At 53.9% G+C, this 21,213-nt stretch carries 27 protein-coding genes and 1 tRNA gene; 19 read left to right on the top strand and 9 right to left on the bottom strand.

Features of this window, described 5'->3' with window-relative positions; genetic code table 11:
• Positions 1 to 38 precede the first annotated feature (38 nt).
• Positions 39 to 722: an ABC transporter ATP-binding protein gene (locus tag H8S45_RS03515; protein WP_147574505.1), complete on the top strand. Its 684-nt coding sequence runs from the start codon at positions 39 to 41 to the stop codon at positions 720 to 722.
• On the top strand, positions 719 to 3,106 hold the full coding sequence (locus tag H8S45_RS03510) for an ABC transporter permease (RefSeq protein ID WP_243182366.1): 2,388 nt from the start codon (positions 719 to 721) through the stop codon (positions 3,104 to 3,106). The genes H8S45_RS03515 and H8S45_RS03510 overlap by 4 nt, the downstream gene beginning before the upstream one ends.
• Positions 3,107 to 3,519: 413 nt before the next feature.
• Here H8S45_RS03510 and H8S45_RS16840 read toward each other — a convergent pair whose 3' ends face one another.
• The gene (locus H8S45_RS16840) at positions 3,520 to 3,744 is read right to left on the bottom strand and encodes a sporulation initiation factor Spo0A C-terminal domain-containing protein (protein ID WP_082397374.1); all 225 of its coding nucleotides are present in this window, start codon (positions 3,742 to 3,744) and stop codon (positions 3,520 to 3,522) included.
• A gap of 26 nt (positions 3,745 to 3,770) precedes the next feature.
• Positions 3,771 to 4,142: a transposase gene (locus H8S45_RS03500; RefSeq protein ID WP_186949574.1), complete on the bottom strand. Its 372-nt coding sequence runs from the start codon at positions 4,140 to 4,142 to the stop codon at positions 3,771 to 3,773.
• 442 nt (positions 4,143 to 4,584) lie between these two features.
• On the opposite strand from H8S45_RS03500, the gene H8S45_RS03495 reads away from it, so the two are divergent.
• The 3 genes from H8S45_RS03495 (at position 4,585) to H8S45_RS03485 (ending at position 5,988) form a co-directional block, all read left to right on the top strand.
• The gene (locus H8S45_RS03495; RefSeq protein WP_107630771.1) at positions 4,585 to 4,716 is read left to right on the top strand and encodes a type I-E CRISPR-associated protein Cas7/Cse4/CasC; all 132 of its coding nucleotides are present in this window, start codon (positions 4,585 to 4,587) and stop codon (positions 4,714 to 4,716) included.
• 102 nt (positions 4,717 to 4,818) lie between these two features.
• Entirely contained in the window at positions 4,819 to 5,148 is a 330-nt protein-coding gene (locus tag H8S45_RS03490; protein ID WP_161804780.1) for a type I-E CRISPR-associated protein Cas6/Cse3/CasE, read from the top strand.
• Positions 5,149 to 5,199: 51 nt separating this feature from the next.
• Positions 5,200 to 5,988, top strand: a complete 789-nt coding sequence (locus H8S45_RS03485) for a CRISPR-associated endonuclease Cas1 (protein WP_054328230.1) — start codon at positions 5,200 to 5,202, stop codon at positions 5,986 to 5,988.
• A gap of 907 nt (positions 5,989 to 6,895) precedes the next feature.
• Here H8S45_RS03485 and H8S45_RS03480 read toward each other — a convergent pair.
• From H8S45_RS03480 to H8S45_RS03470, 3 genes are all read right to left on the bottom strand, one after another.
• Positions 6,896 to 7,237, bottom strand: a complete 342-nt coding sequence (locus tag H8S45_RS03480; RefSeq protein WP_054328231.1) for a GIY-YIG nuclease family protein — start codon at positions 7,235 to 7,237, stop codon at positions 6,896 to 6,898.
• A gap of 115 nt (positions 7,238 to 7,352) precedes the next feature.
• Positions 7,353 to 8,210, bottom strand: coding sequence for an NAD(P)/FAD-dependent oxidoreductase (locus H8S45_RS03475; RefSeq protein WP_054328232.1), 858 nt, complete (start codon positions 8,208 to 8,210; stop codon positions 7,353 to 7,355).
• A 15-nt stretch (positions 8,211 to 8,225) separates the two neighbouring features.
• Positions 8,226 to 9,071 (bottom strand): aminotransferase class IV, encoded by an 846-nt coding sequence (locus H8S45_RS03470; RefSeq protein ID WP_147574503.1) that lies wholly within the window; start codon positions 9,069 to 9,071, stop codon positions 8,226 to 8,228.
• A gap of 108 nt (positions 9,072 to 9,179) precedes the next feature.
• On the opposite strand from H8S45_RS03470, the gene H8S45_RS03465 reads away from it, so the two are divergent.
• From H8S45_RS03465 to H8S45_RS03425, 9 genes are all read left to right on the top strand, one after another.
• Complete coding sequence (locus tag H8S45_RS03465; protein ID WP_054328233.1) at positions 9,180 to 9,764, top strand: epoxyqueuosine reductase QueH; 585 nt, start codon at positions 9,180 to 9,182, stop codon at positions 9,762 to 9,764.
• Positions 9,765 to 9,778: 14 nt separating this feature from the next.
• A tRNA-Arg gene (locus tag H8S45_RS03460) sits at positions 9,779 to 9,855 on the top strand.
• A gap of 163 nt (positions 9,856 to 10,018) precedes the next feature.
• On the top strand, positions 10,019 to 10,252 hold the full coding sequence (locus H8S45_RS03455; protein WP_054328440.1) for a cyclic nucleotide-binding domain-containing protein: 234 nt from the start codon (positions 10,019 to 10,021) through the stop codon (positions 10,250 to 10,252).
• 55 nt (positions 10,253 to 10,307) lie between these two features.
• A complete protein-coding gene (locus H8S45_RS03450; RefSeq protein ID WP_107630744.1) occupies positions 10,308 to 10,700 on the top strand; it encodes a hypothetical protein in 393 nt (130 codons plus the stop codon).
• A gap of 252 nt (positions 10,701 to 10,952) precedes the next feature.
• Positions 10,953 to 11,246, top strand: a complete 294-nt coding sequence (locus H8S45_RS03445) for a hypothetical protein (protein ID WP_186949572.1) — start codon at positions 10,953 to 10,955, stop codon at positions 11,244 to 11,246.
• A gap of 25 nt (positions 11,247 to 11,271) precedes the next feature.
• Positions 11,272 to 11,835, top strand: a complete 564-nt coding sequence (locus tag H8S45_RS03440; RefSeq protein ID WP_147574501.1) for a hypothetical protein — start codon at positions 11,272 to 11,274, stop codon at positions 11,833 to 11,835.
• A gap of 44 nt (positions 11,836 to 11,879) precedes the next feature.
• Positions 11,880 to 12,107, top strand: a complete 228-nt coding sequence (locus H8S45_RS03435) for a hypothetical protein (RefSeq protein ID WP_054328443.1) — start codon at positions 11,880 to 11,882, stop codon at positions 12,105 to 12,107.
• A gap of 28 nt (positions 12,108 to 12,135) precedes the next feature.
• Positions 12,136 to 12,396, top strand: a complete 261-nt coding sequence (locus tag H8S45_RS03430; RefSeq protein ID WP_186949570.1) for a hypothetical protein — start codon at positions 12,136 to 12,138, stop codon at positions 12,394 to 12,396.
• A gap of 153 nt (positions 12,397 to 12,549) precedes the next feature.
• A complete protein-coding gene (locus H8S45_RS03425) occupies positions 12,550 to 12,984 on the top strand; it encodes a hypothetical protein (protein ID WP_107630741.1) in 435 nt (144 codons plus the stop codon).
• Between the two features lie 418 nt (positions 12,985 to 13,402).
• On the opposite strand, the gene H8S45_RS16965 is transcribed toward H8S45_RS03425, so the two are convergent.
• The 4 genes from H8S45_RS16965 to H8S45_RS03410 form a co-directional block, all read right to left on the bottom strand.
• Positions 13,403 to 13,735 carry a DUF1847 domain-containing protein gene (locus H8S45_RS16965; RefSeq protein ID WP_456236940.1) on the bottom strand — a complete coding sequence of 111 codons (333 nt, stop codon included), beginning with the start codon at positions 13,733 to 13,735 and terminating at the stop codon, positions 13,403 to 13,405.
• A gap of 59 nt (positions 13,736 to 13,794) precedes the next feature.
• Positions 13,795 to 14,049 (bottom strand): DUF1847 domain-containing protein, encoded by a 255-nt coding sequence (locus tag H8S45_RS16960; RefSeq protein ID WP_442908797.1) that lies wholly within the window; start codon positions 14,047 to 14,049, stop codon positions 13,795 to 13,797.
• A 90-nt stretch (positions 14,050 to 14,139) separates the two neighbouring features.
• Complete coding sequence (locus H8S45_RS03415; RefSeq protein ID WP_054328446.1) at positions 14,140 to 14,571, bottom strand: hypothetical protein; 432 nt, start codon at positions 14,569 to 14,571, stop codon at positions 14,140 to 14,142.
• A gap of 23 nt (positions 14,572 to 14,594) precedes the next feature.
• Positions 14,595 to 15,263 (bottom strand): GntR family transcriptional regulator, encoded by a 669-nt coding sequence (locus tag H8S45_RS03410; protein WP_054328447.1) that lies wholly within the window; start codon positions 15,261 to 15,263, stop codon positions 14,595 to 14,597.
• A gap of 298 nt (positions 15,264 to 15,561) precedes the next feature.
• Between H8S45_RS03410 and H8S45_RS03405 the strand changes: the two genes are divergently transcribed.
• The 5 genes from H8S45_RS03405 to H8S45_RS03385 all read left to right on the top strand — a co-directional run bounded on the left by H8S45_RS03405 (position 15,562) and on the right by H8S45_RS03385 (position 21,055).
• Complete coding sequence (locus tag H8S45_RS03405; protein ID WP_147574500.1) at positions 15,562 to 16,587, top strand: zinc-binding alcohol dehydrogenase family protein; 1,026 nt, start codon at positions 15,562 to 15,564, stop codon at positions 16,585 to 16,587.
• A gap of 55 nt (positions 16,588 to 16,642) precedes the next feature.
• Entirely contained in the window at positions 16,643 to 17,728 is a 1,086-nt protein-coding gene (dctP, locus tag H8S45_RS03400) for a C4-dicarboxylate TRAP transporter substrate-binding protein (protein ID WP_107630739.1), read from the top strand.
• Positions 17,729 to 17,856: 128 nt separating this feature from the next.
• Complete coding sequence (locus H8S45_RS03395) at positions 17,857 to 18,387, top strand: TRAP transporter small permease (RefSeq protein WP_054328448.1); 531 nt, start codon at positions 17,857 to 17,859, stop codon at positions 18,385 to 18,387.
• Positions 18,384 to 19,667, top strand: coding sequence for a TRAP transporter large permease (locus H8S45_RS03390; protein ID WP_107631530.1), 1,284 nt, complete (start codon positions 18,384 to 18,386; stop codon positions 19,665 to 19,667). Before H8S45_RS03395 ends, H8S45_RS03390 begins: the two co-directional genes overlap by 4 nt.
• Before the next feature lie 104 nt (positions 19,668 to 19,771).
• Positions 19,772 to 21,055: a nickel pincer cofactor-dependent isomerase, group 22 gene (locus H8S45_RS03385; protein WP_054328449.1), complete on the top strand. Its 1,284-nt coding sequence runs from the start codon at positions 19,772 to 19,774 to the stop codon at positions 21,053 to 21,055.
• Positions 21,056 to 21,213: the final 158 nt, after the last annotated feature.

The raw sequence follows: 21,213 nt of genomic DNA, 5'->3' as shown, positions 1-21,213 counted from the left end.
CTCTTTCTATACCGAATCAGAAAGAGGTGTGAGACCGAATGGATCTATTAGAGGTGCAAAACGTTTGCAAAACCTATGGGAGCGGCGAAGCTGCCGTACACGCATTGAAAAACGCGAGCTTCACGGTTCCCAAAGGTGAATTTGTCACCGTGGTCGGGGAGTCCGGATCGGGCAAGAGCACGCTGCTCAATCTGATCGGCGCGCTGGACACGCCGACCTCCGGCAAGGTATGGATCGACGGCAGGGATATTTTCTCCATGAAGGAGCGCAGCCTGACGATTTTCCGCCGCCGGAACATCGGCTTTATCTTCCAGAGCTTTAACCTGATCCCGGAGCTGACCGTGGAACAGAATATCGAATTTCCCGTTTTGCTGGACTATCGGAAGCCGGACAAAGCCTATCTGGAAGAGCTTCTGACTGTGCTCAATTTGCAGGAACGCCGCCATCATCTGCCCAGCCAACTGTCCGGCGGCCAGCAGCAGCGCGCGGCGATCGGGCGCGCGCTGATCACCCGTCCTGCGCTGATCCTTGCCGACGAGCCGACGGGCAACCTCGATACGCAGAACAGCAGCGAGGTCATTGCCCTGCTGAAGCAGGCTTCCAGAAGCTATGAGCAGACCATTATCCTGATTACCCACAGCCGGAGCATTGCGCAGACCGCGGACCGGATTTTGCGGGTATCCGACGGCGTGCTGACCGATTTCGGGAGGTGTCGGGAATGAGGAGCTATCTCAGCCTGATCCCGATCTCGGCAAAGGTGCACCGGCGGCAAAACCGCATGACGCTGCTTTGCATCATCTTTGCGGTGTTCCTTGTCACGGCGATTTTCAGCATGGCGGATATGCTGGTGCAGTCTGAGACCATGCACACAAAGGAAACGCACGGGAACTGGCATATCCAGATCCAGAATATCACGGAAAGCGACGCGCAAACGATCCGCACGCGCACGGATGTGGCCGCCGCATCGTGGTATGATGTGGTCAACCTTGATCAGAGCAGGGCATATACGATCGACGGCAGGCAGGCTGCCCTGTGCGGTATCGAAGAACCCTTCCGAACGGATATCATGCGCTACTTTGACGAGGCTTCCAGTGTGCAGGCGGATGATGCAGCCATCCTCACACCGAATGCGAAGGAGCTGCTCGGCGTAGCAGTGGGCGACAGTTTGGTACTGGACACGCCTGCCGGCAGCTATACATTCCGTGTAACGGGCTTTCGCAGCGACGACAGTCGGTACGCCAACAACAACGGCAGCGGCGAGACGACAGCCTTGCTGGTGGATGAGGATCAGGTCGGCGTGTTCATGAACATATCCGCGTTCCGCAGGATCATGCAGGATAACGGCGATACGGGCAGCGCCTCGTATTATGTGCAGTTTGGCAGCCATGCCAACATGAAAAAGGCGATCGCGGAGATCAAGGAACAGTGCGGTCTGGCGGATGCGGACGTCCAGCAGAACTTTATCCTCATGGGACTGGCAGGGCTGAGCGACAATACGCTGGTGAAAAACGTGTATCCGCTGGTTATTATTTTGTTCCTGCTGGTGCTGATCGCAGGCGTGCTGATGATTTCGGGCAGCCTGAACAGCACGATCGCCCAGCGGACGCAGTTCTTCGGCATGATGCGCTGCGTCGGCATGAGCAAACAGCAGGTCGTCCGCTTCGTGCGGCTGGAGGCGCTAAACTGGTGCAAAACAGCCGTGCCGATCGGCGTGTTGCTCGGCACATGCCTCGCGTGGGGTCTGAACGCGGTGCTGCGGTATCTGGTCGGCGGCGAATTTTCCGAAATTCCGGTGTTCGGGGTGAGCGCAGTCGGCATTGTCAGCGGTGCGGTGCTCGGCGTGCTGACGGTTTGGATCGCGGCCCAATCCCCGGCAAAGCGCGCAGCAAGGGTTTCGCCGATTGCAGCGGTGTCCGGCAATGCGGCGGACGGAAAGCGCAAACCGCACAGGGCAAAGGCGCGTTTTTTGAAGATCGAGTCCTCGCTGGGTGTTTCCCATGCGGTTTCGGCAAAGAAAAACCTGTTCCTGATGTCGGGCTCGTTCGCACTCAGCATCATCCTGTTCCTGTGCTTTTCCGTGCTGGTGGAGCTGCTGGGGTGCCTGCTGCCGACGTCGCTGTCCGCGCCCAATCTGACGATCGCAAGTAGTGCTTACTCCAATACGGTGAACCATGCGCTGGTAGACACAATCAGCGGCATGGAAGGCGTGACGCATGCGTATGGGCGGATGTATGCGGAAAATATTCCGGCAGCATTCGATGTGGATACAGAGCAGACGACGGTGGATCTGATTTCTTATGACGAGTCACAACTGGGCTGGCTCCCAGACGATGATATGCTGCGGAAGGGGAGCGACCTGTCCAAGGTATATGGGGACAGCGGCTATGTGCTGGCCATCTGGGATAAGGATGTTCCGCTTGATGTCGGGGACAAAATCCAGCTCGGCGGTTTCGAGGTGGAGATCGCCGGTATGCTGAAATACAGCCCGTTTTCCAACAGCGGCCGGACGGATGGGGAGATCATCCTCATCTGCTCCGAGGAAACCTTTACGCGGCTGACAGGCATGCGGGATTATGCGATCATCGACATACAGGTGGCGAAGAGCGCGGCCGACCAGGATGTAGCTGCAATCCGTGATCTGGTAAACGGCCGGTACGAATTTACAGACAGGCGGGACGAGGGCGACCGAAGCACCTATTGGGCATTCAGCCTGTTTATCTACGGGTTCCTGGCAGTCATCGCCCTGATTACCGTGTTCAATATCGTCAACAGCATTTCCATGAGCGTGTCCGCAAGGATGAAGCAATATGGCGCCATGCGGGCGGTGGGGATGGACGGGCGACAGTTGACAGGGATGATAGCGGCGGAAGCGGCTACCTATGCGTTTTCCGGCTGTATCATAGGCTGCGCGGCAGGGCTGTCGCTGAGCAGGCTGCTGTATGACAAGTTGATTACCAGTCATTTCCCCTATCACACATGGAGCCTGCCGGTGCCGGCGCTTTGTATCATTTTGCTGTTTGTGCTGAGTGCGACGGCCGCAGCGGTCTATGCGCCGTCCAAACGGATACGCCGTATGGCGATCACAGAAACCATAAACGAATTGTGACAATATTGGCATATATGGAAAAACGGAGCGCCCTGAACGATTTGGTTGAGGGCGCTCTTATATTGCTGGATTATAAGAAAGCCATATGAAATAGCGTCAGGAATACGAAGTGAGATGATGTCTGACAAACGATAAATGGTTTGCAAACGGATGCTGCATGGAAATGCTCAAAAAACTGAGAACATTTATAGTATGGAAAAGAATGGCGGATTGAGTTGAAATAATAAAGCTGGGAAATGATAAATAAATATTAACCAGACAGATCAGTTGGGATGCACTGTTAGGGAAATTTTAACAATTAACTATAATAGTAAAATCCCATCAATGTGTAGGCGAAAATAGGGGAGGGGCAAGACCAGCTATAAAAGGTCAAGAGGTTAGTACGAAAAAGGTGGAAGAAAGATGAGAAGTGATCAGGGTATGATAAGGTGCCGCGGAGCAGTCTGCGGTTGAGAGGGATGCAGTATGTAAGAAGCGATGATCTCAATAAATTCAGAGGCGGTAGGGATACAGGTCAGGGGATAGCCAGCTATCTTGCACAACAGGATGGGATTGATCTTATAGGCCCTTTCCACAGCGGTTCGGATACTGCGCTCTACAGTAGTCCACTGACAGTGAAAGTGTAAAGCAGCTTCCATGTAGATTTCCTAAAACAGGAAAAGCGCTATTTGTCGCTATTGTTCGGTATTATTCGACACGTTTTGTCTCTGGGTGGTACCGGCTGCCACAGCCTTTCCTCTTTAAGGATGGTGTGGATGGTGTTGCATAACTTTCTGGAAACAGAGCAGATGGTGGTGAGATGGTGTTTGCCGCGGGCAAGGAGGGATTGATAATACTCTGAGAGAACGGGGGCGTAAAAAGCCGCCCTTGAGGCGGCAAGCCAGACAGCCTTCCGGAGATAGGGCGAACCGCGTTTGGAAATTTCCTGCCGGGTTCCGATAAACTCTCCGTACTGTGTGACCCGCACATCCAACCCGGCAAAGGCAGCCAGCTTGTTGGGGGCGTCAAAGCGGTGGATGTCTCCAGCTTTGCTCAAAATAAAGGATGTCCTAAATGCCAGGAATGGTAGTGATGTAGCTGCCGGTCTGCTTCAGCAGAGAGGATATTTGAGCCTCCAGCTCCACGATTTGTCCCTCCAGAAACGCCAATGTTCAATGAGTTGCCGGCTCTGAAATACAAAAGCGTCCTTGGCAAAGTTCACCCCGAAAGAATCGGCTGCCGCAGCTTTCTCTTTTCCTAATCGGCCGTGGCTGGCTTTCGCCAGAAGATTAGAGAGTATGCGGGTGGAAACGGACAACAACTCCTCCGGCGTGGGATATTGGGAGAGTATTTTTGGGGAGGCAGCGCCAAAGGTGTCTGAAAACAAGTGACAGATTCGTGACGAAGAACTGTCCGAAGCGCATGATCTGGGCGATAATGAAGCTGTCCTTCCGGTCATTCTTTGTCTGTAAATACATTATACGAGGAGAAAATACCTGATGCTGTATGAAATCCACATGATTAAGAATTATCCGCCGACCAATTTGAACCGTGACGATACCGGCGTGCCAAAAATCTGCATGTTTGGTGGGGCGCAGTTTCCGTCGCATTACGAGTGCGAACCGGAGTAGTCGAACTTGACATTGATGACGCGCCAGGATGGCAGGGGGGAGATGGGCAGCCGTCAATTTGAGCAGAGACGCGTGTGGCGCGGCGTGATAGCAAGGAGGAGAATGATGTATCTGACAAGAATTGACTTGCGCCCGCAAGTGCGCGCGATTCAACGGGCGATGGGAGACTGCCAGCAGATGCGCCGTCTGGTAAGCGGACTGTTTCAAAGCGGCAGAAAAGAATCTGAAATCCTATACCGCCTGCGTGCTGATCGGGGGATGACGGCGCAGTACCTGTATTCAACTACACCAGTAGATCAGAGCGCGTTGACTGCAGGGATGGCTTTTGCCGGCGAACGGGATCTGACAGATTGGTTAAAGGAATTAGGGCAGATTTGGAGGGGGGATCTTCTGACTGCCCCAACTAAAAAAGTGGCGGCGGAGGGACATTAAAACAGCCGCCGACGGATCCTGCGTGAAAAAACAGGGCGGCTGGAATGGCCCTTGCACAAGGCGGCGCAATACGGATTTGATCTGTTGCAGGCAAACGAGAAGGAAAGCGTCCACATGATGGGAAATCATGCGCGGGAGCAAGGCGGAAGAATGCATTGGTGCTGGAAAAGCATATGGAATGGGAATGCCTTTGTTGCGGAGGCAAGGATGAAAAATTTGCAGGAACTGCCGAAATTAAGGGACAGCATTACATATCTCTACTTGGAGCATGCTGCTATTGAGCAGAATGATGCTGCTATTATTGCCATTCCAAAAGATGGACTTCCTATTCCGATTGCAGCCATGACCTGCTTGTTGCTTGGATCGGGAACAAGCGTGACCCATGCGGTGTTCGTGCAATTTGTGAAAATGGATGTATGGCGATCTGGTGCGGTGAAGGAACTACCTGTTTTATGCGGCGGGAATTGGAGAGATGAGAAGCGCAAAGAATCTGCTCTGTTCATGGATGAAGAACTGCATATGCAGGCGGTGAGGCGGATGTACGCACTCCGCTTCCCAAAAGTAAAAACAGATCACCTGACCTTGCAGCAAATTCGCGGCATGGAGGGGATCCGCGTACGTAAAGCGTATGAGCTTGCCCGCCGTATAACTGGCGTTAAGTGGAATAAGCGTTTCTACAAAAATCAGGATTGTGATATGGTGGGTCCGGTCAATCAAGCGATGTCGGAAGCCGATGCGATGCTTATGGTATGGCTTGTGCCATGCTGCAATCGTATCGCTGGGCTGCTCTCCAGGGCGTGGCTTTATTTACGCCGGCAAACAGTTGTCATTCGTATATGATATTGCAGATTTATATAAGGCGGAGACGACCACCTCAGCAGCATTCGAGGCGGACAGTATCACGACATATCATCAAAGGAAACCTGTATGCGCTGTAGGAAATATGTTCCAATGATAGGCTCTGCATACGCGGGGATGGAGTAGCTACTTTCAATCTTAACGAAGTGGAGATTTAGAACTTGACATTCTTTGTTGGTTCCAAGTTTCCACTATGCGAACGGTATTCCTGCCTTTCGTTGATGTAGGTATGGACTACTTCATGCACTTCCACAGAAATCTGTTTGGGATGATACGCCGTACCGTTAATTCGTACTTCAAGTGATACATTAAACGTATCCCAAAGCCACAATACATTGCAGAGCGGCATCCTTTTACACCTTGAAAATGCTGTTTCGGACCTGTTTGTTCATCAAATCGATTACACAGGATAGGCATGGAGCATCGAGCTGCAATTGCACTGTGACATCAAAAAAGATTCTGTAAAAAGGCGGTCAGTCAAGGCCACACAGGGGATTAAATGTGGCTTTTTCAGAAGAACCTCCCAGCAAGTAATCTGTGTAAATTTTGATTTTTGTGCAAATGACTGAACAAGAGCAATTTGGGGCACACGTTGCTCTGTTTCGTATCTGCTCAACACTTGTTTGAAGGTTCCAAGCCACTATGCAATCTAACTCTGAGACATATTTCGTTTTTTGGGGGATCTCGCACAAGGGGGATTCCCCTAAAAATATAATGGCGCTATTCCCCCTCAAAGTTTTGTATAGGAACAAGACAATCAATGTATTTTAACGCACCGTACCGCAAAGTAAGACAGTAATTTCACCCGAAAGCGCACCGTTTTTCCAAAACCGCAAGCGTCGAAGCGGTTTTGGAAAAAACAAGACTGGGAGGTGGGGCGTTTCCTTTTTCAGTATTGCGGTGCGTCCGCCAGCTTTTCCTGCCATAGCTCGAACAACGCTTCAATATCGCTTTTGAATTCGGCTTCGGTCTGCGTCTCCTTTTGGGTCAGTACCTCCAACACCTCAAAAACGAATGTCCAGCCACCGTTTTGCCAGTCCGCCTGCAGGGCGTGGTCGGTGCAGGAACCGGTCATCTGCGCGAACTGGAAGCGGTTTTCGCTGCCGCGCAAGTCGAGCGTGCGGCGTAGCAGGATGCGTCCGGTCTGTGTGTTGCGGATCTGGAAAACCCCGCCCCGCTGGCGGCGCGCCTTGTAGGCTGCCACGGCTTTGCGCCGCTGCTGCTTTTCCATGGGAAGCTCCTTCCTTTGAATTTACTAAATTACTAATTTACTAATATTATAACGGTTGGAACAGCGTTTGTCAATGAAAAATCCCCCGCCGGCAGGCGGGGGAGATTAAACAGCATTATTTGCGGAGGAATTTGACCGCGCTCATAGCGGCCTGCGCTCCGTCCGATACGGCCTTGGAGACCTGTAGTAGCCCTCCCGTGCAGTCTCCGGCCGCAAACAGGCCGGGGACTGCGGTTGCCATGCCGATATCGGTCTGGATGCGGCCGTTTTCAAGCTGAGCGCCCAGCTTGCGGGCAAAATCCGCGCTGCCTGCCGTGCCGTAGGCGATGAACACACCGTCCACCGGCAACGGTTCGCCGCTTTCAAAGACGACCTGCGTCACCCGATCGGTACCTTCGACCGCCGTGACCGGACGGGTATCGACCGACAGGCCGGCGGGGACAGCCGCCTGTAGCGCGCCGCCCGCTGTCAGCAGCGTAACAGAGGACGCGACCGGCAGCAGGGTGCGAGTCTCCTCCAGTGCATACTCTCCCTGCCCCAGCACAGCGACCGGCTTGCCGCGGTAAAAGAAAGCGTCGCATACCGCACAATAGCTGACGCCGCGCCCCTCAAATTTCAGTACGCCCGGGATTGGGGGGACCGCGCGCGGCGCGCCCGTTGCCAGAATAACCGCGTCCGCAGGGAACGCGCCGCCTGTGGATTTGACAGAAAAGCCGACTTCCGCGTATTCGATACCGGTGACCTCGGCTTCGGTAAGGGTCACGCCCAGACGGGCGGCCTGGGCGCGGCCGCGCGCCAGTAGGTCGGGACCCGAAAGCGGCTCGACAAAGCCGAAATAGTTCTCGATTTTTTCCGTCCTGCCCAGCGCGCCGCCATCCTTATACAGTACGGTGGTTGGAATATTAGCACGCGCGGCATAGATTGCGGCACTCAGTCCGGCCGGCCCGCCGCCGACAATGAGGATAGATGGCATAACGGCTCCTTTCGTTTATCCGGCGGTTTGTGCGTCGAACCACTCTTGATAAGCGGTTTGCAGCCTGTCCAGCCGGTCGGCGTCGCGGCCGCCGACCGGCCGCCCGTCAATCTCGCTGACCGCAATACAGTGCGAGCCAGTAGACAGGATCATGATTTCATCTGCCTGTAGCAATTCATCGACCGTGAACGGCGCGATGCGCGACGGAATGCCGAGCTTACCGCACAGCTCGAGGAAGTGCTTGCGTGTGATGCTGGGCAGGATCAGCTCGTCCGCTGGCGGGGTACAGAACACACCGTCCTTAAGCATCGCAAGGCCGGAATGGGCGCCCTCGGTCACGCGCTCGCCCCGATGGAATACGACCTCGTCGCAGCCGGCCTCGGCTGCCCGCTGCATGGCCATGCAGTTGGGGATGAGGTTGAGCGTTTTGATGTTACAGTGCAGGAAGCGGGTGTCCTCAACCGTAATCAGCTTGTAGGGCCTGTCCTGCCTGTCGAGGCTGCACGCCTCGGAAAAAGCCATCAGGGTGGATTTTGCACCCTTGGGGAACGCGTGCATGCGGTGTGCCGCCGCGCGGGTGGACTGCCAGTAGAGCATATGCGGCGCGTCCGAATCCAGACGGGCGACAAGGTCGTTCAGCACGGCGGCGAGTGCGTCCCGCTCCATTGGCGGATCGATACGGAGCAGCGCCAGGCTGTTATAAAAGCGGTCAAGATGGTCCGCGAGCGCGAATATTTTTTTGTTCCGCACCATAGCGGCGTCGTAAACACCGTCGCCAAAGTAAAGGCCGCGGTCGGTGATCGGTGCGCGGATCTCGTCGATGCGGCCGATCGCGCCATTGTAGTAGGCAATATCTTTCATAAGGGGAAGCCTCCTTTCTCTCTGTGATTCCAGTATAACGGCTTTGGACGGGCTTTGCAAGAGCGGCCGGAATATGATAGAATAACAAAACAGAGGGAGGGATAGCACATGAAAACGCTGCTGCACATCTGTTGCGCGCCCTGCTCGATCGCCTGCATCGATACGCTGCGGCAGGAGGGCATCGAGCCGGTGGGATTTTGGTACAACCCGAATATCCATCCGTTTACGGAATATAAGATGCGCAAGAATACGCTGGTCGAGTATGCGAAAAGCATTGACCTCAAGCTGGAGATCGAAAATGAATACGGCCTGCGGCGGTTTATTGAGGGGGTGTACCCCAATTTTGACAACCGCTGCACATTCTGCTATACTCTGCGGTTTGAAGAAACCGCACGCTATGCGGCGGAGCATGGGTTTGACCAGTTCACGTCCACGCTGTTCGTCAGCCCGTACCAGAACCATGCGCTCATGCGCGAGGCGGCCGAGCGGGCGGCGGAAAAATACGGCGTGCAGTACCTGCACAGGGACTTTTCGCCCCGCTTCCGCGAGGGGCAGGACAGGGCGCGTGAACTGGGCCTGTACATGCAGAAATACTGCGGCTGCATCTTCTCGGAAGAAGACCGCTATAAAAAGAAGCCGAAAAAGAAAAAGCCGGAAGTGGATGCTTTACAAACTGCGGAAAAGCTGGTATAATACTTTTTGTACCCGCGCCCGTAGCTCAGCTGGATAGAGCGTTGGACTCCGACTCCAAAGGCCGTGCGTTCGAATCGCATCGGGCGTACCACGAAAAGCCGCTTGTTTGATAAAACAGGCGGCTTTTTTGTTTGCGCACCGCCATGACATAATATTTTTTCGCTGCTGCTGAGAAATAATTATCTTATAATAATGCTGGCCGAAAATGATTCGATTATAATGATATTGTGAATCAAGCAAAGAGGGATTTGGAAATGACGATCCTGGAATTCCTGAGCGATGCAATGCTTTTGCAGGATGATGAACTGAATCAGCGGCTGCTTCCGCCTGTATATATGCGCCACCTGAAAAAGAGCGAGCTTTTGATCCGTGAAGAGGATATGCAGACCAACGTATATTTCCTCATGAATGGGGTGTTGCGCGGTTATTTCATTGACGGAGAGGGGGCTGATCGATACGGTCAGCAACAAGCATATGTGGGGGCATAATTGGTGAAAAAGGAGTAATCAGCCTGATTTTGACCTGCGCCCTGCTGGTTGGCATGTGCTGGTGTGGGCGTTCGCGGCATACCAGCGCGCGCAGCCGGAGATCTGGGACGGCACGGCTGCGGAAAGCTATGCTGGCGGCAGCGGCACAGAAAGCGCTCCTTACCTGATCGCAAACGGCGCGCAGTTGGCAAAATTCGAGCAGGCGGTCAATGACGGTACATTTGGCCTTCGCTATGCGGCGCTGACCAATGATATCTATCTCAATGATACGAGTGAGCGGCAGAGCTGGGATGAAGACACCGCGTCGAAAAACCAATGGACGCCGATCGGCAATGTAACCAATACTTTTCGTGGACAATTGGATGGGAGGGGCTATGCCGTCCGCAGTGTGTACATCAATTTACCGGAGCAGGAAAAAGTCAGGCTTTTGGGGTTATTCGAAAGTTGAATAGAGCTGGACGAATGTACAAAATCTTTCACTGGAAGAATCCCTGATTATCGGAAAGGAAAATGTTGGGGGTATCGCAGGTTATGCAAGGTGGTCAAATAGCGGAAACTATTCAACCATTTCCAATTGCCATAGCGCTGCCGTGCAGGGAGGTGACCGTACAGGCGGAATTATTGGCGGCATGGAAGATAATTGGTGTGAGATTATAATTGATAAAAACTCAAACAGCGGAAAATAACCGGCAATATCCATGTGGGTGGTATCACTGGTTATTGTGATATATTCCGGATAAAAAACTGCTATAATGTTGGCACGATCATCGGTGAACATGATGTTGGCGGGATCATGGGGCTTGCACATAAAAGCGTCAGTGATTGCTGGAATCTGGGTAATGTGTCCGGCCGCACCAAAAGTGTTGGCGGCATTGCCAGTGCGATAACATACCGCCAAGGGGCTGGCAACGACGTGGCAATCGAACGCTACTTCAACGCCGGCAGGCATCGTTGCATCAATCGCTGGATCGGTGCGCCTGAACGGCGTTTATAATGCCGGCACGGTGCAGGGCGAGCCTGTGGCTATGCTGAGCGCAAGCGCCGCGCTGAATTACTCCTGCTATCTGGATGAAACAGGTACAGCGACCGACGCGCAGGCCAGAACCGCCCGCGAGTTGAAAAAGCGGAAGACCGTGCATGAGCTGAACGGCGACGACGATGTTTGGATCCGCGACACTGGCTACTACAACAGCGGCTATCCGTTGATTTCCACGATCGACTACTCAGTTTATGTGCAGTATGTACCCATGACGACGCCGGACCGGCCGATCGGCGCAGCGGAATTCAGCCAGACGGAATATGCCGTGGATATTTCGATGTTCATGCAGATCGATACGGAGGTCGAGCTGACGCAGGCGGATATCGAGTGGTATTCCTCAGATGAAACGGTCGCGCCGCTTGTTCCGGAGCAGCAGAGCTTTCTGGAACTGACCGAGGAAGAACAGGCCGCGCTGGGCTACCGGTATCTGGCCGGAGTCAAAATCGCCTGTGGAAATGCAGGCAGCAGCGTGGTTCCCTGCGCAATTGATAACATCGGCGACCGGTTGCCGCCTTGTCGTCGGGCAGGAAACGCCGGATTTTGAGCTGAGTCTGTGCCGCGCCACGATACAGTTTGCAGAAAAGGAGGATGGAAGCCTCCAGGACCAAACCACATATAGCGACCTGCTCTACAACGATACCCCCCGGTGAAACCCTGCTTCAGCTTCTGGAGGAGGGCGGCTTTGTCGATTCCGCTAAGTGGTGGACAGCGTTGGAAAACTGCCATGAAAAGCTGCACGGGGGACGCATTGACCGATTTTATAGGAAAGAGCTGTGTGACAGCCAGTATCTAGGAGGCCGGCTATCTACTGAATGAGTTCATTTGGAAAGGTATCAAGCTGGTAATGTTGCCGGAACTGGAAACCATCCATGCCGCCTATAAAGGGATGGGGTTTATCGTCAATTTCTTGACGGATAATGATAAGAAAATTGAACAGATGAGCAAGCTGGCGGCTACTGTGATCGTGGAATCGCTGTTAAATCAGGTGTATTCGGACACAAAAAACGAATTCCTGACGGGAATACAGGCGGATGAAGAAGAAAACATCAGGCTTGCCCAAAATTATCTGGCCGCCGTCGATCTGGGATACGGCGCGCTGCTCTAAGATTGTGATGAGGCCATCCGCTATTACGAAATCTGTTGGGATGCACTTTTCGTGGGGGATGAAACGTTTGACAAATTAATCGAGCAGGTGAGCGGGAAAAAGGATGGCTATGCCGCACGCTTTGAGGAACCCCAAACCGGCTAGATCGAATTTTTGAAAGACAATGAGAAGCATCGTGATCTGTATGAGCAATATAAGCGGCTGGAAGAATGGCAGGCCAGAAAGTATACCGCCGCCTGTCCGTTGGCCGTTTATGTATACCAAAACGGCCAACAGGATCCGGTAGCGTGGGTAGAGGATAACCAGCCCGTCTGCGCCGAGGGAAGCATGATCTCGGTTGTTATCGAGGGCGACCAGAAGATCTTTTTGTTCTATGACAATGCACAGTACGGTTTCCGTTATGTCGGAAACGGCGCCGGCAACCTGGATGTGACGATTCAGGAGTTTGATCAGGCGGGGGCGCTCGCACGCACAGTCGCCTATATCGCTTTGCCGCTGTCCGTAGGACAGGCCTACACCTCGAAGGGAACCAAGAGCGAGGGGGGCAACGATCTCTTATACGATGGTGTAGAGGCAAACGGGCGGTGACACGGATCAGACCATACCTCCTGCTGTGGACACCCAGACCGATGCAAGTATCAGGCGGATATCGTGCAGGGCAGCTTCTCGATCGGCAATGAAGAGGGGCGACTGTGCTGTGGATAAATTTATCAGCCAACAAAGCTGCCGGTTCGGGGCGAGGCAGGAGAGGAGAAATGTTTGTGGTACCCCAGTATGGAAGTGCGCTGAACGTAGGAAGTGTTTTAGTGTACTGAAGATTATCTTCCTTAGACCCAACGGCCAAGGGATATAATGCAACATCGCGCCAAGTATAGGTCATATGTCGGCGTTCAATACGCCTGCCGACCAAAAGTGTACGAAGGTTTTCCTTTATAAACAACGGATAAAATAAAAATGGAGAACCGTCTTTACCTGCTGTATAAAACACAGGCAAAGACGGTTTGTTTTATTTGTCCTCGTCGCCTTTCAATAGCCGAGCATAGTAGCACGATGTACCATACAGAGCAGCGGCAGGATTGTGACCTAAAACACGGTTTTCGGTAATAGCAGTTGTGCAAAACGCATTGGAATATTTGTAGAATAGACTGTCGTGGCCAACACATAAACCAACGACGATATTCAAATCGGTTTGCGCTTTGTTGAGACGTTCCGCCCGCATGATAGGGTTGCATATAGAAACGCCAACCTCCTCACACTCTTTCGGAATTCCAATGCAGCTTTTGGACGTAGCTCCGACTTTGCAGATAACACCATATACATCAAACCCATGTACATGCAAAATGCGCGCCAAAATACGAGATCCCTCAATTAGACCGTCACAAGTAGCGATCCCCGTTTTTAAGCGCTTATTTTACGGGCTACAGCGATGATTTCCTCAACTCGCGTCAGAAGACGGTATCCCTCGTACTCTACCTCGGCTGAAGCCAAGGAATATTTACTGTTGTCCGGTTCCATATACCGCTCCAGAATACGGTCTAACTCCCCCTCTTCCAGATTGGTCGTCAGACAAAAATCAGGCCAGTGTTTGTCCAGCGTACGGCAGTTCATAATGCCGTAGTCTACACAGCTCGGATTGATTTTCTTACCAGTCACTCCTTTTAAAATTATTATACCGAGGCTCGTTTTCAATGTCATTTTTTTTTTGCAGTAGAAATGCGAATCTCTGGGGTAGCATAACACTGATTAAAACATCTTCTTAACCACACTGTCCGCCACTGTACGGCGAAGCTGGTCCACAATATCCGGATCCGCGTCTTCGGTATTGGCATAGACCTCAACCGCGGCCTGGACCACTTGGATAGAACGTCCCATCAGCCGGATTCTTTTTGACGAGTGCAGCGCATCCAGAAGGCCTTGGGCCATTTCGCGGCTCGGTTCGCGCATGCATTGCTGGGCAAACGCTTTTACGAGGTTGTGCGGCCGCAGGCTGGACCCGCCGAGGATCAAAAGAAGGGCGCCGGGACCTGCGAAAATCAGGCTGACAGCCAGCATGGAGGTGCCGAAAATGAAATTGGCGCCAATGCCGATTGCCAGCAATGCGCCGCCGATAACCTCAAACCGGATCGCCGCCGCGCGGAAGCGCTTGTAATAAGACTGTTCTGTTGCATGGTCCATTGGAAATTGCTCCTCTCAGCAAATTAAATAATATCTGTGTCACTGCGGAAACGCAGGATCGTGGTCAAAGCGGACTGCTTGGAAAATTCCAGATGCTGCAGCATCGCGGATGCGGCAAGCTCCCAGTTCCGCGCAAGGCAGGCGTCAGCGATCTGCGCATGCTCCTCCATCGACTCCTGCAGGCGGCGGTCGATGGACTGACCGCTCATGATGCGCAGCCGGATATTCTGCGTTTGGATGCGTGCATACAGGTCAAGCAGATAATCATTCTGCAGGGCGGAAATCAGGAAAAGATGGAATCGGTCGTCCAGTTCATAGAAATCCGGACAATTATTGGTCGTTTCAAAATCGTGAAAGATTTGGGAGAAGCGCTCGATCTCATGCTGGTTGATGTTATCGCCGCAGGTGCGCAGCGCGTATGGCTCGACCAAGGTGCGCACCTCAAAAATCATGCGGATATCGCTGACGGTGATGCCGGACACAACGATGCCGCGCTTGGGAAACACCTTGAGCAGACCCTCCTGCGCCAGGCGGCTGATCGCCTCGCGGACAGGCGTGCGGGAAAAACCAAGCTCTTCCTGAAGCAGGGATTCGCTGAGCAGCTGGTTTGGAGCATATTCGCACGAAGTGATTTTGTTTTTGATAAAATGGTAAGCCTTGGACTGCATTGAGGGCTCTTTTTGGACCGCCATGATCCGCACCTCCGAAAGAGTATATAAATTAATTATATTGCGCTTTTCAGTAATATGCAATAGGGATACAAGTAAAAATAAATTGTTAATTTAGACATAATGCTTGCTTACAAATTGGTTAATCTTACAATTTTGTTTGTTTTTGATAAAGTGTCATTGACAATAATGGGAAAGGGGAATAAAATGGTTGCGTAAGGTACATCTGGGATACAAGTTGTAGCCCAAACTGCGGCGCGCGCAGTGCAGCGTCCGGACACCGAGATCCGGAAAATGTCGGTTTGGAGGGATTCCGTTAAAGATGAAAGCAATCTGCATAGAAAAGCCAGGGAAAGTCGTCCTCAAAGAAATTGAAAAACCGGTAAGGAAGCCGGGGGAAGCGTTGCTCAAGCTTCTGTACGGGGGTATCTGCGGAAGCGACCTCGGCTCCTATCGGGGTGCGAACGCATATGTATCGTATCCGCGTATACCAGGACACGAGTTTTCGGCGGAGATCGTGGAGATCGACGAAAACGAGGAAGGGCTTAAGCCGGGCATGATCGTAACCTGTAATCCGTATTTCAACTGCGGGACATGTTATTCGTGCAGGAGAGGCTTGGTCAATGCCTGCACGGGCAACGAGACGATGGGGGTGCAGCGCGAGGGGGCGTTTGCCGAATACATCACCATGCCGGTCGAGCGCATTTACGACGGCAAGGGGCTGGACCCCAAGGTGCTGACGCTGATCGAGCCATTCTGCATCAGCTACCACGGCGTGCAGCGGGCAAACGTCAAGGCGGGCGAAAAGGTGCTGGTGGTCGGCGCTGGCACGATTGGCGTGCTGGCCGCAGTCGCGGCCAAGGCGAAGGGGGCCGAGGTCACGATCTGCGATGTGGCACCGGACAAGCTCGAGTATGCCTGCCGGACATTCGGCCTGGACCACAAGCTGCTCAACGAGTCGCCGGAGGCGTTCGCAAAGGGTGTCGCCGCGCTGACCGACGGGAATGGGTTCGATGTGACGATCGAGGCGGTCGGCATGCCGGAGACGTTCATGAACTGTATTGACGCGGCCTGCTTCGGCGCGCGCGTGGTGCTGATCGGCGTATCCAAGCGCAACTTAGACAATTTCTTTTTTACGATCATCCAGAAAAAAGAGCTGAACATTTACGGCTCGCGCAACGCGATGAAAAAGGACTTTGTGGAGCTGATTGATCTGGTGAAATCGGGCGGCATCGATTTGGAGAAGATCGTCACCAACACCTACAAGTGGACGGACGCGCCGCAGGCGTTTGAGGAGTTTTCCGCTAACGCAGGAAAAATGCTGAAAGTTGTGATCGACTTCACCTGAAGAACCGATATGCGGCGGTGAAGTGAAATAAAAAAGTGAGAAAAGGAGAATCAGCATGAAAACGAAATGGACAAAGAGGATGATGGCCACCCTGCTTTGCGGAGCGATGATGGCAGGCCTTGCGGCGTGCGGCAACAGCAGCACGGACACGACGGCGAACGGTACGGCGGGGGACGAGCCTGCGTCGAATGATGCGGGTGCTACCGTTACAATCAATGTTGGCTATGAGAACGCGACCACCGAGCCGGCGGCACAGGCGGCTGAGAAGTGGAAAGAGCTGGTTGAGGAGAAGTCTGGCGGCTCGATTCAGCTTGAGCTGTTCCCGAACTCTACGTTAGGTAAGAAAAACGACCTGATCGACCAGATGCTGATGGGCGAAAGCGTGATTACGGTTGCGGACGGCGCGTTCCTCGCAGATTACGGCGTGCCGGATTTCGGTATCTTCTATGCGCCGTATACATTTGAGAGCTGGGATGAACTGTGGGCTGTGCTGGACAGCGACTGGTATGCTGACCTGTGCGACCAGCTGGCAAGCACCGGCGGCCTGCGTGTTCTGACCTCCAACTGGATTTACGGCGCGCGCGACATCCTCTCCATCAAGGAGGTTCGCACCCCGTCCGACCTGTCCGGCCTGAAGCTGCGCGTATCTTCCAACGACCTGTCGGTCAGAAGCTTTGAGGACCTGGGCGCAACGCCGGTCGGCATGGATATGGGCGACGTTTACCAGGCCATGAGCGGCGGCACGATCGATGCGGTTGAGAACCCGATCACCTCCCTCTACAACCGTTCCTTCCAGGAGGTTGCCAAGTACCTGACCAAGAACGAGCACATCCTGGCTACCTCGATGTGGATTTGCGGCGAGTCTTTCTTCACCACCCTGACTGAAGAGCAGCAGCAGATCCTGATGGAATGCGCGGACGAAGCGGGCCTGTATAACAACGAGCTGTACGACGCGGCAACGGAAGAAGCCGAGCAGGGCATGAAGGACGCGGGCGTAACCGTTATCGAGCTGACCGACGACGAGAAGGCACAGTGGGTTGAGGCTGCGCAGAAGTTCTTCGACGAAGCCTCCAGCACCCTGGGCTGGACCGAAGGCCTGTATGACACCGTGAAAGGGATTTCGACCGGCGCCGCTGCATAATCCGACAACAACACATAATCTGTTTTCTTCGCTGGGAGAAGCGGGTCGCTGATCCGCTTCTCCTCCCCGCGGGGACGGAATATGTGCGAAAAGATGCGTTAATAGAAGAGAGATCGGAGGTAAAACGCATGAAGCAACAGCGCAACTGGAGATTTCTGCTGCTCAACATCGATGTAGCGATCGCGTCCATTGCGATGTGCGTGCTGGTAGGCCTTACCTTTGCCGGCGTAGTTGCACGCTATATTTTAGGCTCCCCCTTTACTTGGATTGAGGAGATTCAGGCGGCCATGATCGTCTGGGTGATTTTTGGTGCGGCCGGCGCTGCGTTCCGCACCGGCAACCATGCGGCGATCGAGGTGTTTTTTGAGTTTTTCCCCAAAGCGGTAAAGAACATAATCAACATCCTGATCCTGCTCGTGACCATTGTCACGCTGCTGTTCCTGGGCTACCTGTCCATACAGTACATGATGGTGTTCGCAAACAGCGGCCGCACCACCGCGGTGCTGCACATTTCCTATATTTTAATTTACTGCATTGTACCGGTATCCTGCATCTGGCAGATCTTCAACTTTGTGCTGGTGAATTTCTTCCATTATTCCGAGCAGGAAACCATTGAAGCGATTACGGAGGAAGAGTTCGAGGAGGCGAAGAAAGAATGAATATCATTGGTATCTCCTGCATCCTTTTGCTGGTCATGCTTTTCCTGAAAGTACCGGTGTATATCTCGGTGCTGGCGGCCTCGGCGATCTATTTCCTCGGCAATCCGGCAACCAACGCAACGATTTTCGCCCAGCAGACGCTGGCCGGCGCACAGGGTCTGTCCCTGCTGGCGATCCCGTTCTTCGTCATGGCGGGCGTATTCATGAACTATACGGGCGTTACGCGCCGCATCATGGACTGCTGCGCCGTTCTGACCGCGCGCATGCCCGGCGGTCTGGCGCAGGTTAACATCCTGCTGTCCACGCTGATGGGCGGCCTGTCCGGCTCCTCGCTCGCGGACGCGGCGATGGAAGCCAAGATGCTCGTTCCCTCTATGGAGGCGCACGGCTTCTCCAAGGCGTTCTCGACCGTTATCACCGCGGCCTCCGGCATGGTCGTGCCGCTGATTCCGCCCGGAACCGGCCTGATTATTTACGCCTGCATCAATAACATCTCGGTCGGCCAGTTGTTCGTCGCTGGCATTGGCCCCGGCCTGTTCCTGACCGCCACGCTGATGATCTTCACGCACTTTGTATCCAAAAGGCGAGGCTACAAGCCGATGCAGACGGAAAAGATATCAGCGCATGAAAAATGGGATGCGATCCGTCCGGCGATCCTGCCCATGCTGCTGCCGATCATCATTATCGGCGGTGTGCGTATCGGCGTGTTCACCGCGAACGAGGCCGGCACGGTCGCGATCGTTTATGCGCTGGCGCTCGGCGTGCTGTACCATGAGATGAAGCTCAAGAACTTTGCCAAGGGCTGCAAGGAAACGGTCACCACCACCAGCTCGATTATGCTGATCGTCGCGGCGGCGTCCTGCTTTTCCTGGGTGCTGACCCGCGAGCAGATTCCACAGACGTTTGCCAACTGGATGACCAACGCCATCGACAACAAATACATATTCCTGCTGGTCGTCAACATCTTCCTGATCATCGTGGGCATGTTCGTAGAAGGTAATGCGTCGATGATCGTGCTCGGGCCGCTGCTGCATCCGGTTGCGCTGGCGTTCGGCATTGATCCGGTCCACTTTGCAATGGTTTATATCTTCAACTGCACAATCGGTGCGTTCACCCCGCCGATGGGTACGCTGATGTTCGTCACCTGCGGTATTACCAAGTGTCCGACCAAGGACTTTATCAGGGAAGCGGTACCGTTTTATATCCTGTTCGCGGCCGATATCCTGCTGCTGACATACTTCCCGCCACTGTCTACGTTCTTGGTTAATCTGATCTACTAAGAGAAAAATTGATAGCAAATTGGCTAAGACCCGGTGCTGCTGCGGCCGCGATTGCGCGCTGGAGAAGGCCGGGTTTTGCCGCTGTTTGAATGGAGGGCTTTGCCATGAGAGAACGGCCGTTGGTCGCTGATTTAGTGAAGGATACTTTTGTGCCGAAGATGTTCCGCGTGCGTCAGAAATTCCCGCGTCCGCGCATCGATCCGGCGGATATACCGGATATCATCCGCAGCCTGCTCAGCGAGGAGAAATTCGCCTCGCGCGTCAAGCCCGGTATGCGCATTGCCATCACTGCAGGTTCGCGCGGCGTGGCGAACGTCGCGCTGACCACCAAGTGCATCGCGGATTTTGTCAAATCCCGCGGCGCGCATCCGTTTATCGTGCCGGCGATGGGCAGCCACGGCGGCGCAACCGCCGAGGGACAGCGGGAGATTCTGGCCGGCTACGGAATTGTGGAGGAGTATGTCGGCTGCCCGATCATCTCCTCGATGGAGGTCAAGAAGATCGGCGTCAACGACGAGGGCGGCGACGTATATATTGACAAAAACGCGGCGGAGGCGGACGGCATCATCCTGGGCTGCCGCGTCAAGCCGCACACTGCGTTCCGCGGGCCGTATGAAAGCGGTCTGATGAAAATGATGGCGATCGGCCTGGGCAAGCAGTACGGCGCGGAGGTCTGCCATGCGGAGGGCTTCAAGAACATGGCGAAAAACGTGCCGCTGTTCGGCCGCTGCATCCTGAAAAACGCACCCATCCTGTTCGGCGTACCGACGATTGAGAATGCGTTCGACGAGACCTGCAAGATCGTTGCGGTCGCGGCGGAGGATATCGACGCGGTCGAGCCTGAGCTGCTCAAGGAAGCGTTTTCCTATATGCCGCGCATCCTTGTCGATTCGTGTGACGTATTGATTGTCGATCAGATCGGCAAGAATTTCAGCGGCGACGGGATGGATCCGAACATCACAGGCACATTCTGCACGCCTTACGCAACCGGCGGTATCGACGCGCAACGCGTGGCGGTACTCGACCTGAGTCCGGAAACCCATGGGAACGGCATCGGCTTGGGCTATTCCAGCGCGACGACCAAGCGCGTGTTTGACCAGCTCGATCTCGCGTCCATGTACCCGAACGCGATCACCTGCACAGTGCTGGGCGGCGTGCGCATCCCGATTGTGATGGAAAGCGATAAGGAGACGATCCAGGTCTGCATCAAGAGTTGCAACGAGATCGACAAATCCAACCCGCGCGTGGTGCGCATCCCGAACAGCCTGCATCTGGAGCATATCATGCTGTCCGAATCCTATCTGGAGGAGGCAAAAAACAATCCGCAGATGGAGATCGAGTCCGAGCTGGAATACCTGCCCTTTGACGAGGACGGCAACCTTTGGTAATGCGTTTTGAGGAGTGAAATATTAAAGATGGAAGAACTAAATTACAAAAGAATAAAAGCGAGCGGATACAAGGGATATATTCTGGAGGAAGCGCCGGAGAAGATTCTGCAGTTTGGCGAGGGGAATTTTCTGCGCGCGTTCGTGGACTACTGGTTTGA

Origin of the sequence: Agathobaculum faecis (assembly GCF_014287995.1) — a bacterium.
Classification (GTDB): Bacteria; Bacillota; Clostridia; order Oscillospirales; family Butyricicoccaceae; genus Agathobaculum; species Agathobaculum ammoniilyticum.
Note: the sequence above shows the minus strand (reverse complement) of the source record. Positions and strands in the feature narration are given on the sequence as shown.

What these genes read in the sequence shown, in the direction of transcription:
- H8S45_RS03490 (WP_161804780.1), top strand. Translation starts at nt 4,819, where the DNA reads ATGATGTATCTGACAAGAATTGACTTGCGCCCGCAAGTGCGCGCGATT.
- H8S45_RS03455 (WP_054328440.1), top strand. Translation starts at nt 10,019, where the DNA reads ATGACGATCCTGGAATTCCTGAGCGATGCAATGCTTTTGCAGGATGAT.
- H8S45_RS03435 (WP_054328443.1), top strand. Translation starts at nt 11,880, where the DNA reads ATGGAAGCCTCCAGGACCAAACCACATATAGCGACCTGCTCTACAACG.
- H8S45_RS16840 (WP_082397374.1), bottom strand. Translation starts at nt 3,744, where the DNA reads ATGGAAGCTGCTTTACACTTTCACTGTCAGTGGACTACTGTAGAGCGC.
- H8S45_RS03510 (WP_243182366.1), top strand. Translation starts at nt 719, where the DNA reads ATGAGGAGCTATCTCAGCCTGATCCCGATCTCGGCAAAGGTGCACCGG.
- H8S45_RS03415 (WP_054328446.1), bottom strand. Translation starts at nt 14,571, where the DNA reads ATGGACCATGCAACAGAACAGTCTTATTACAAGCGCTTCCGCGCGGCG.
- H8S45_RS03395 (WP_054328448.1), top strand. Translation starts at nt 17,857, where the DNA reads ATGAAGCAACAGCGCAACTGGAGATTTCTGCTGCTCAACATCGATGTA.
- H8S45_RS03470 (WP_147574503.1), bottom strand. Translation starts at nt 9,071, where the DNA reads ATGAAAGATATTGCCTACTACAATGGCGCGATCGGCCGCATCGACGAG.
- dctP (WP_107630739.1), top strand. Translation starts at nt 16,643, where the DNA reads ATGAAAACGAAATGGACAAAGAGGATGATGGCCACCCTGCTTTGCGGA.
- H8S45_RS03410 (WP_054328447.1), bottom strand. Translation starts at nt 15,263, where the DNA reads ATGGCGGTCCAAAAAGAGCCCTCAATGCAGTCCAAGGCTTACCATTTT.
- H8S45_RS03390 (WP_107631530.1), top strand. Translation starts at nt 18,384, where the DNA reads ATGAATATCATTGGTATCTCCTGCATCCTTTTGCTGGTCATGCTTTTC.
- H8S45_RS03475 (WP_054328232.1), bottom strand. Translation starts at nt 8,210, where the DNA reads ATGCCATCTATCCTCATTGTCGGCGGCGGGCCGGCCGGACTGAGTGCC.
- H8S45_RS03495 (WP_107630771.1), top strand. Translation starts at nt 4,585, where the DNA reads ATGCTGTATGAAATCCACATGATTAAGAATTATCCGCCGACCAATTTG.
- H8S45_RS03480 (WP_054328231.1), bottom strand. Translation starts at nt 7,237, where the DNA reads ATGGAAAAGCAGCAGCGGCGCAAAGCCGTGGCAGCCTACAAGGCGCGC.
- H8S45_RS03465 (WP_054328233.1), top strand. Translation starts at nt 9,180, where the DNA reads ATGAAAACGCTGCTGCACATCTGTTGCGCGCCCTGCTCGATCGCCTGC.
- H8S45_RS03515 (WP_147574505.1), top strand. Translation starts at nt 39, where the DNA reads ATGGATCTATTAGAGGTGCAAAACGTTTGCAAAACCTATGGGAGCGGC.
- H8S45_RS03385 (WP_054328449.1), top strand. Translation starts at nt 19,772, where the DNA reads ATGAGAGAACGGCCGTTGGTCGCTGATTTAGTGAAGGATACTTTTGTG.
- H8S45_RS03430 (WP_186949570.1), top strand. Translation starts at nt 12,136, where the DNA reads ATGTTGCCGGAACTGGAAACCATCCATGCCGCCTATAAAGGGATGGGG.
- H8S45_RS03405 (WP_147574500.1), top strand. Translation starts at nt 15,562, where the DNA reads ATGAAAGCAATCTGCATAGAAAAGCCAGGGAAAGTCGTCCTCAAAGAA.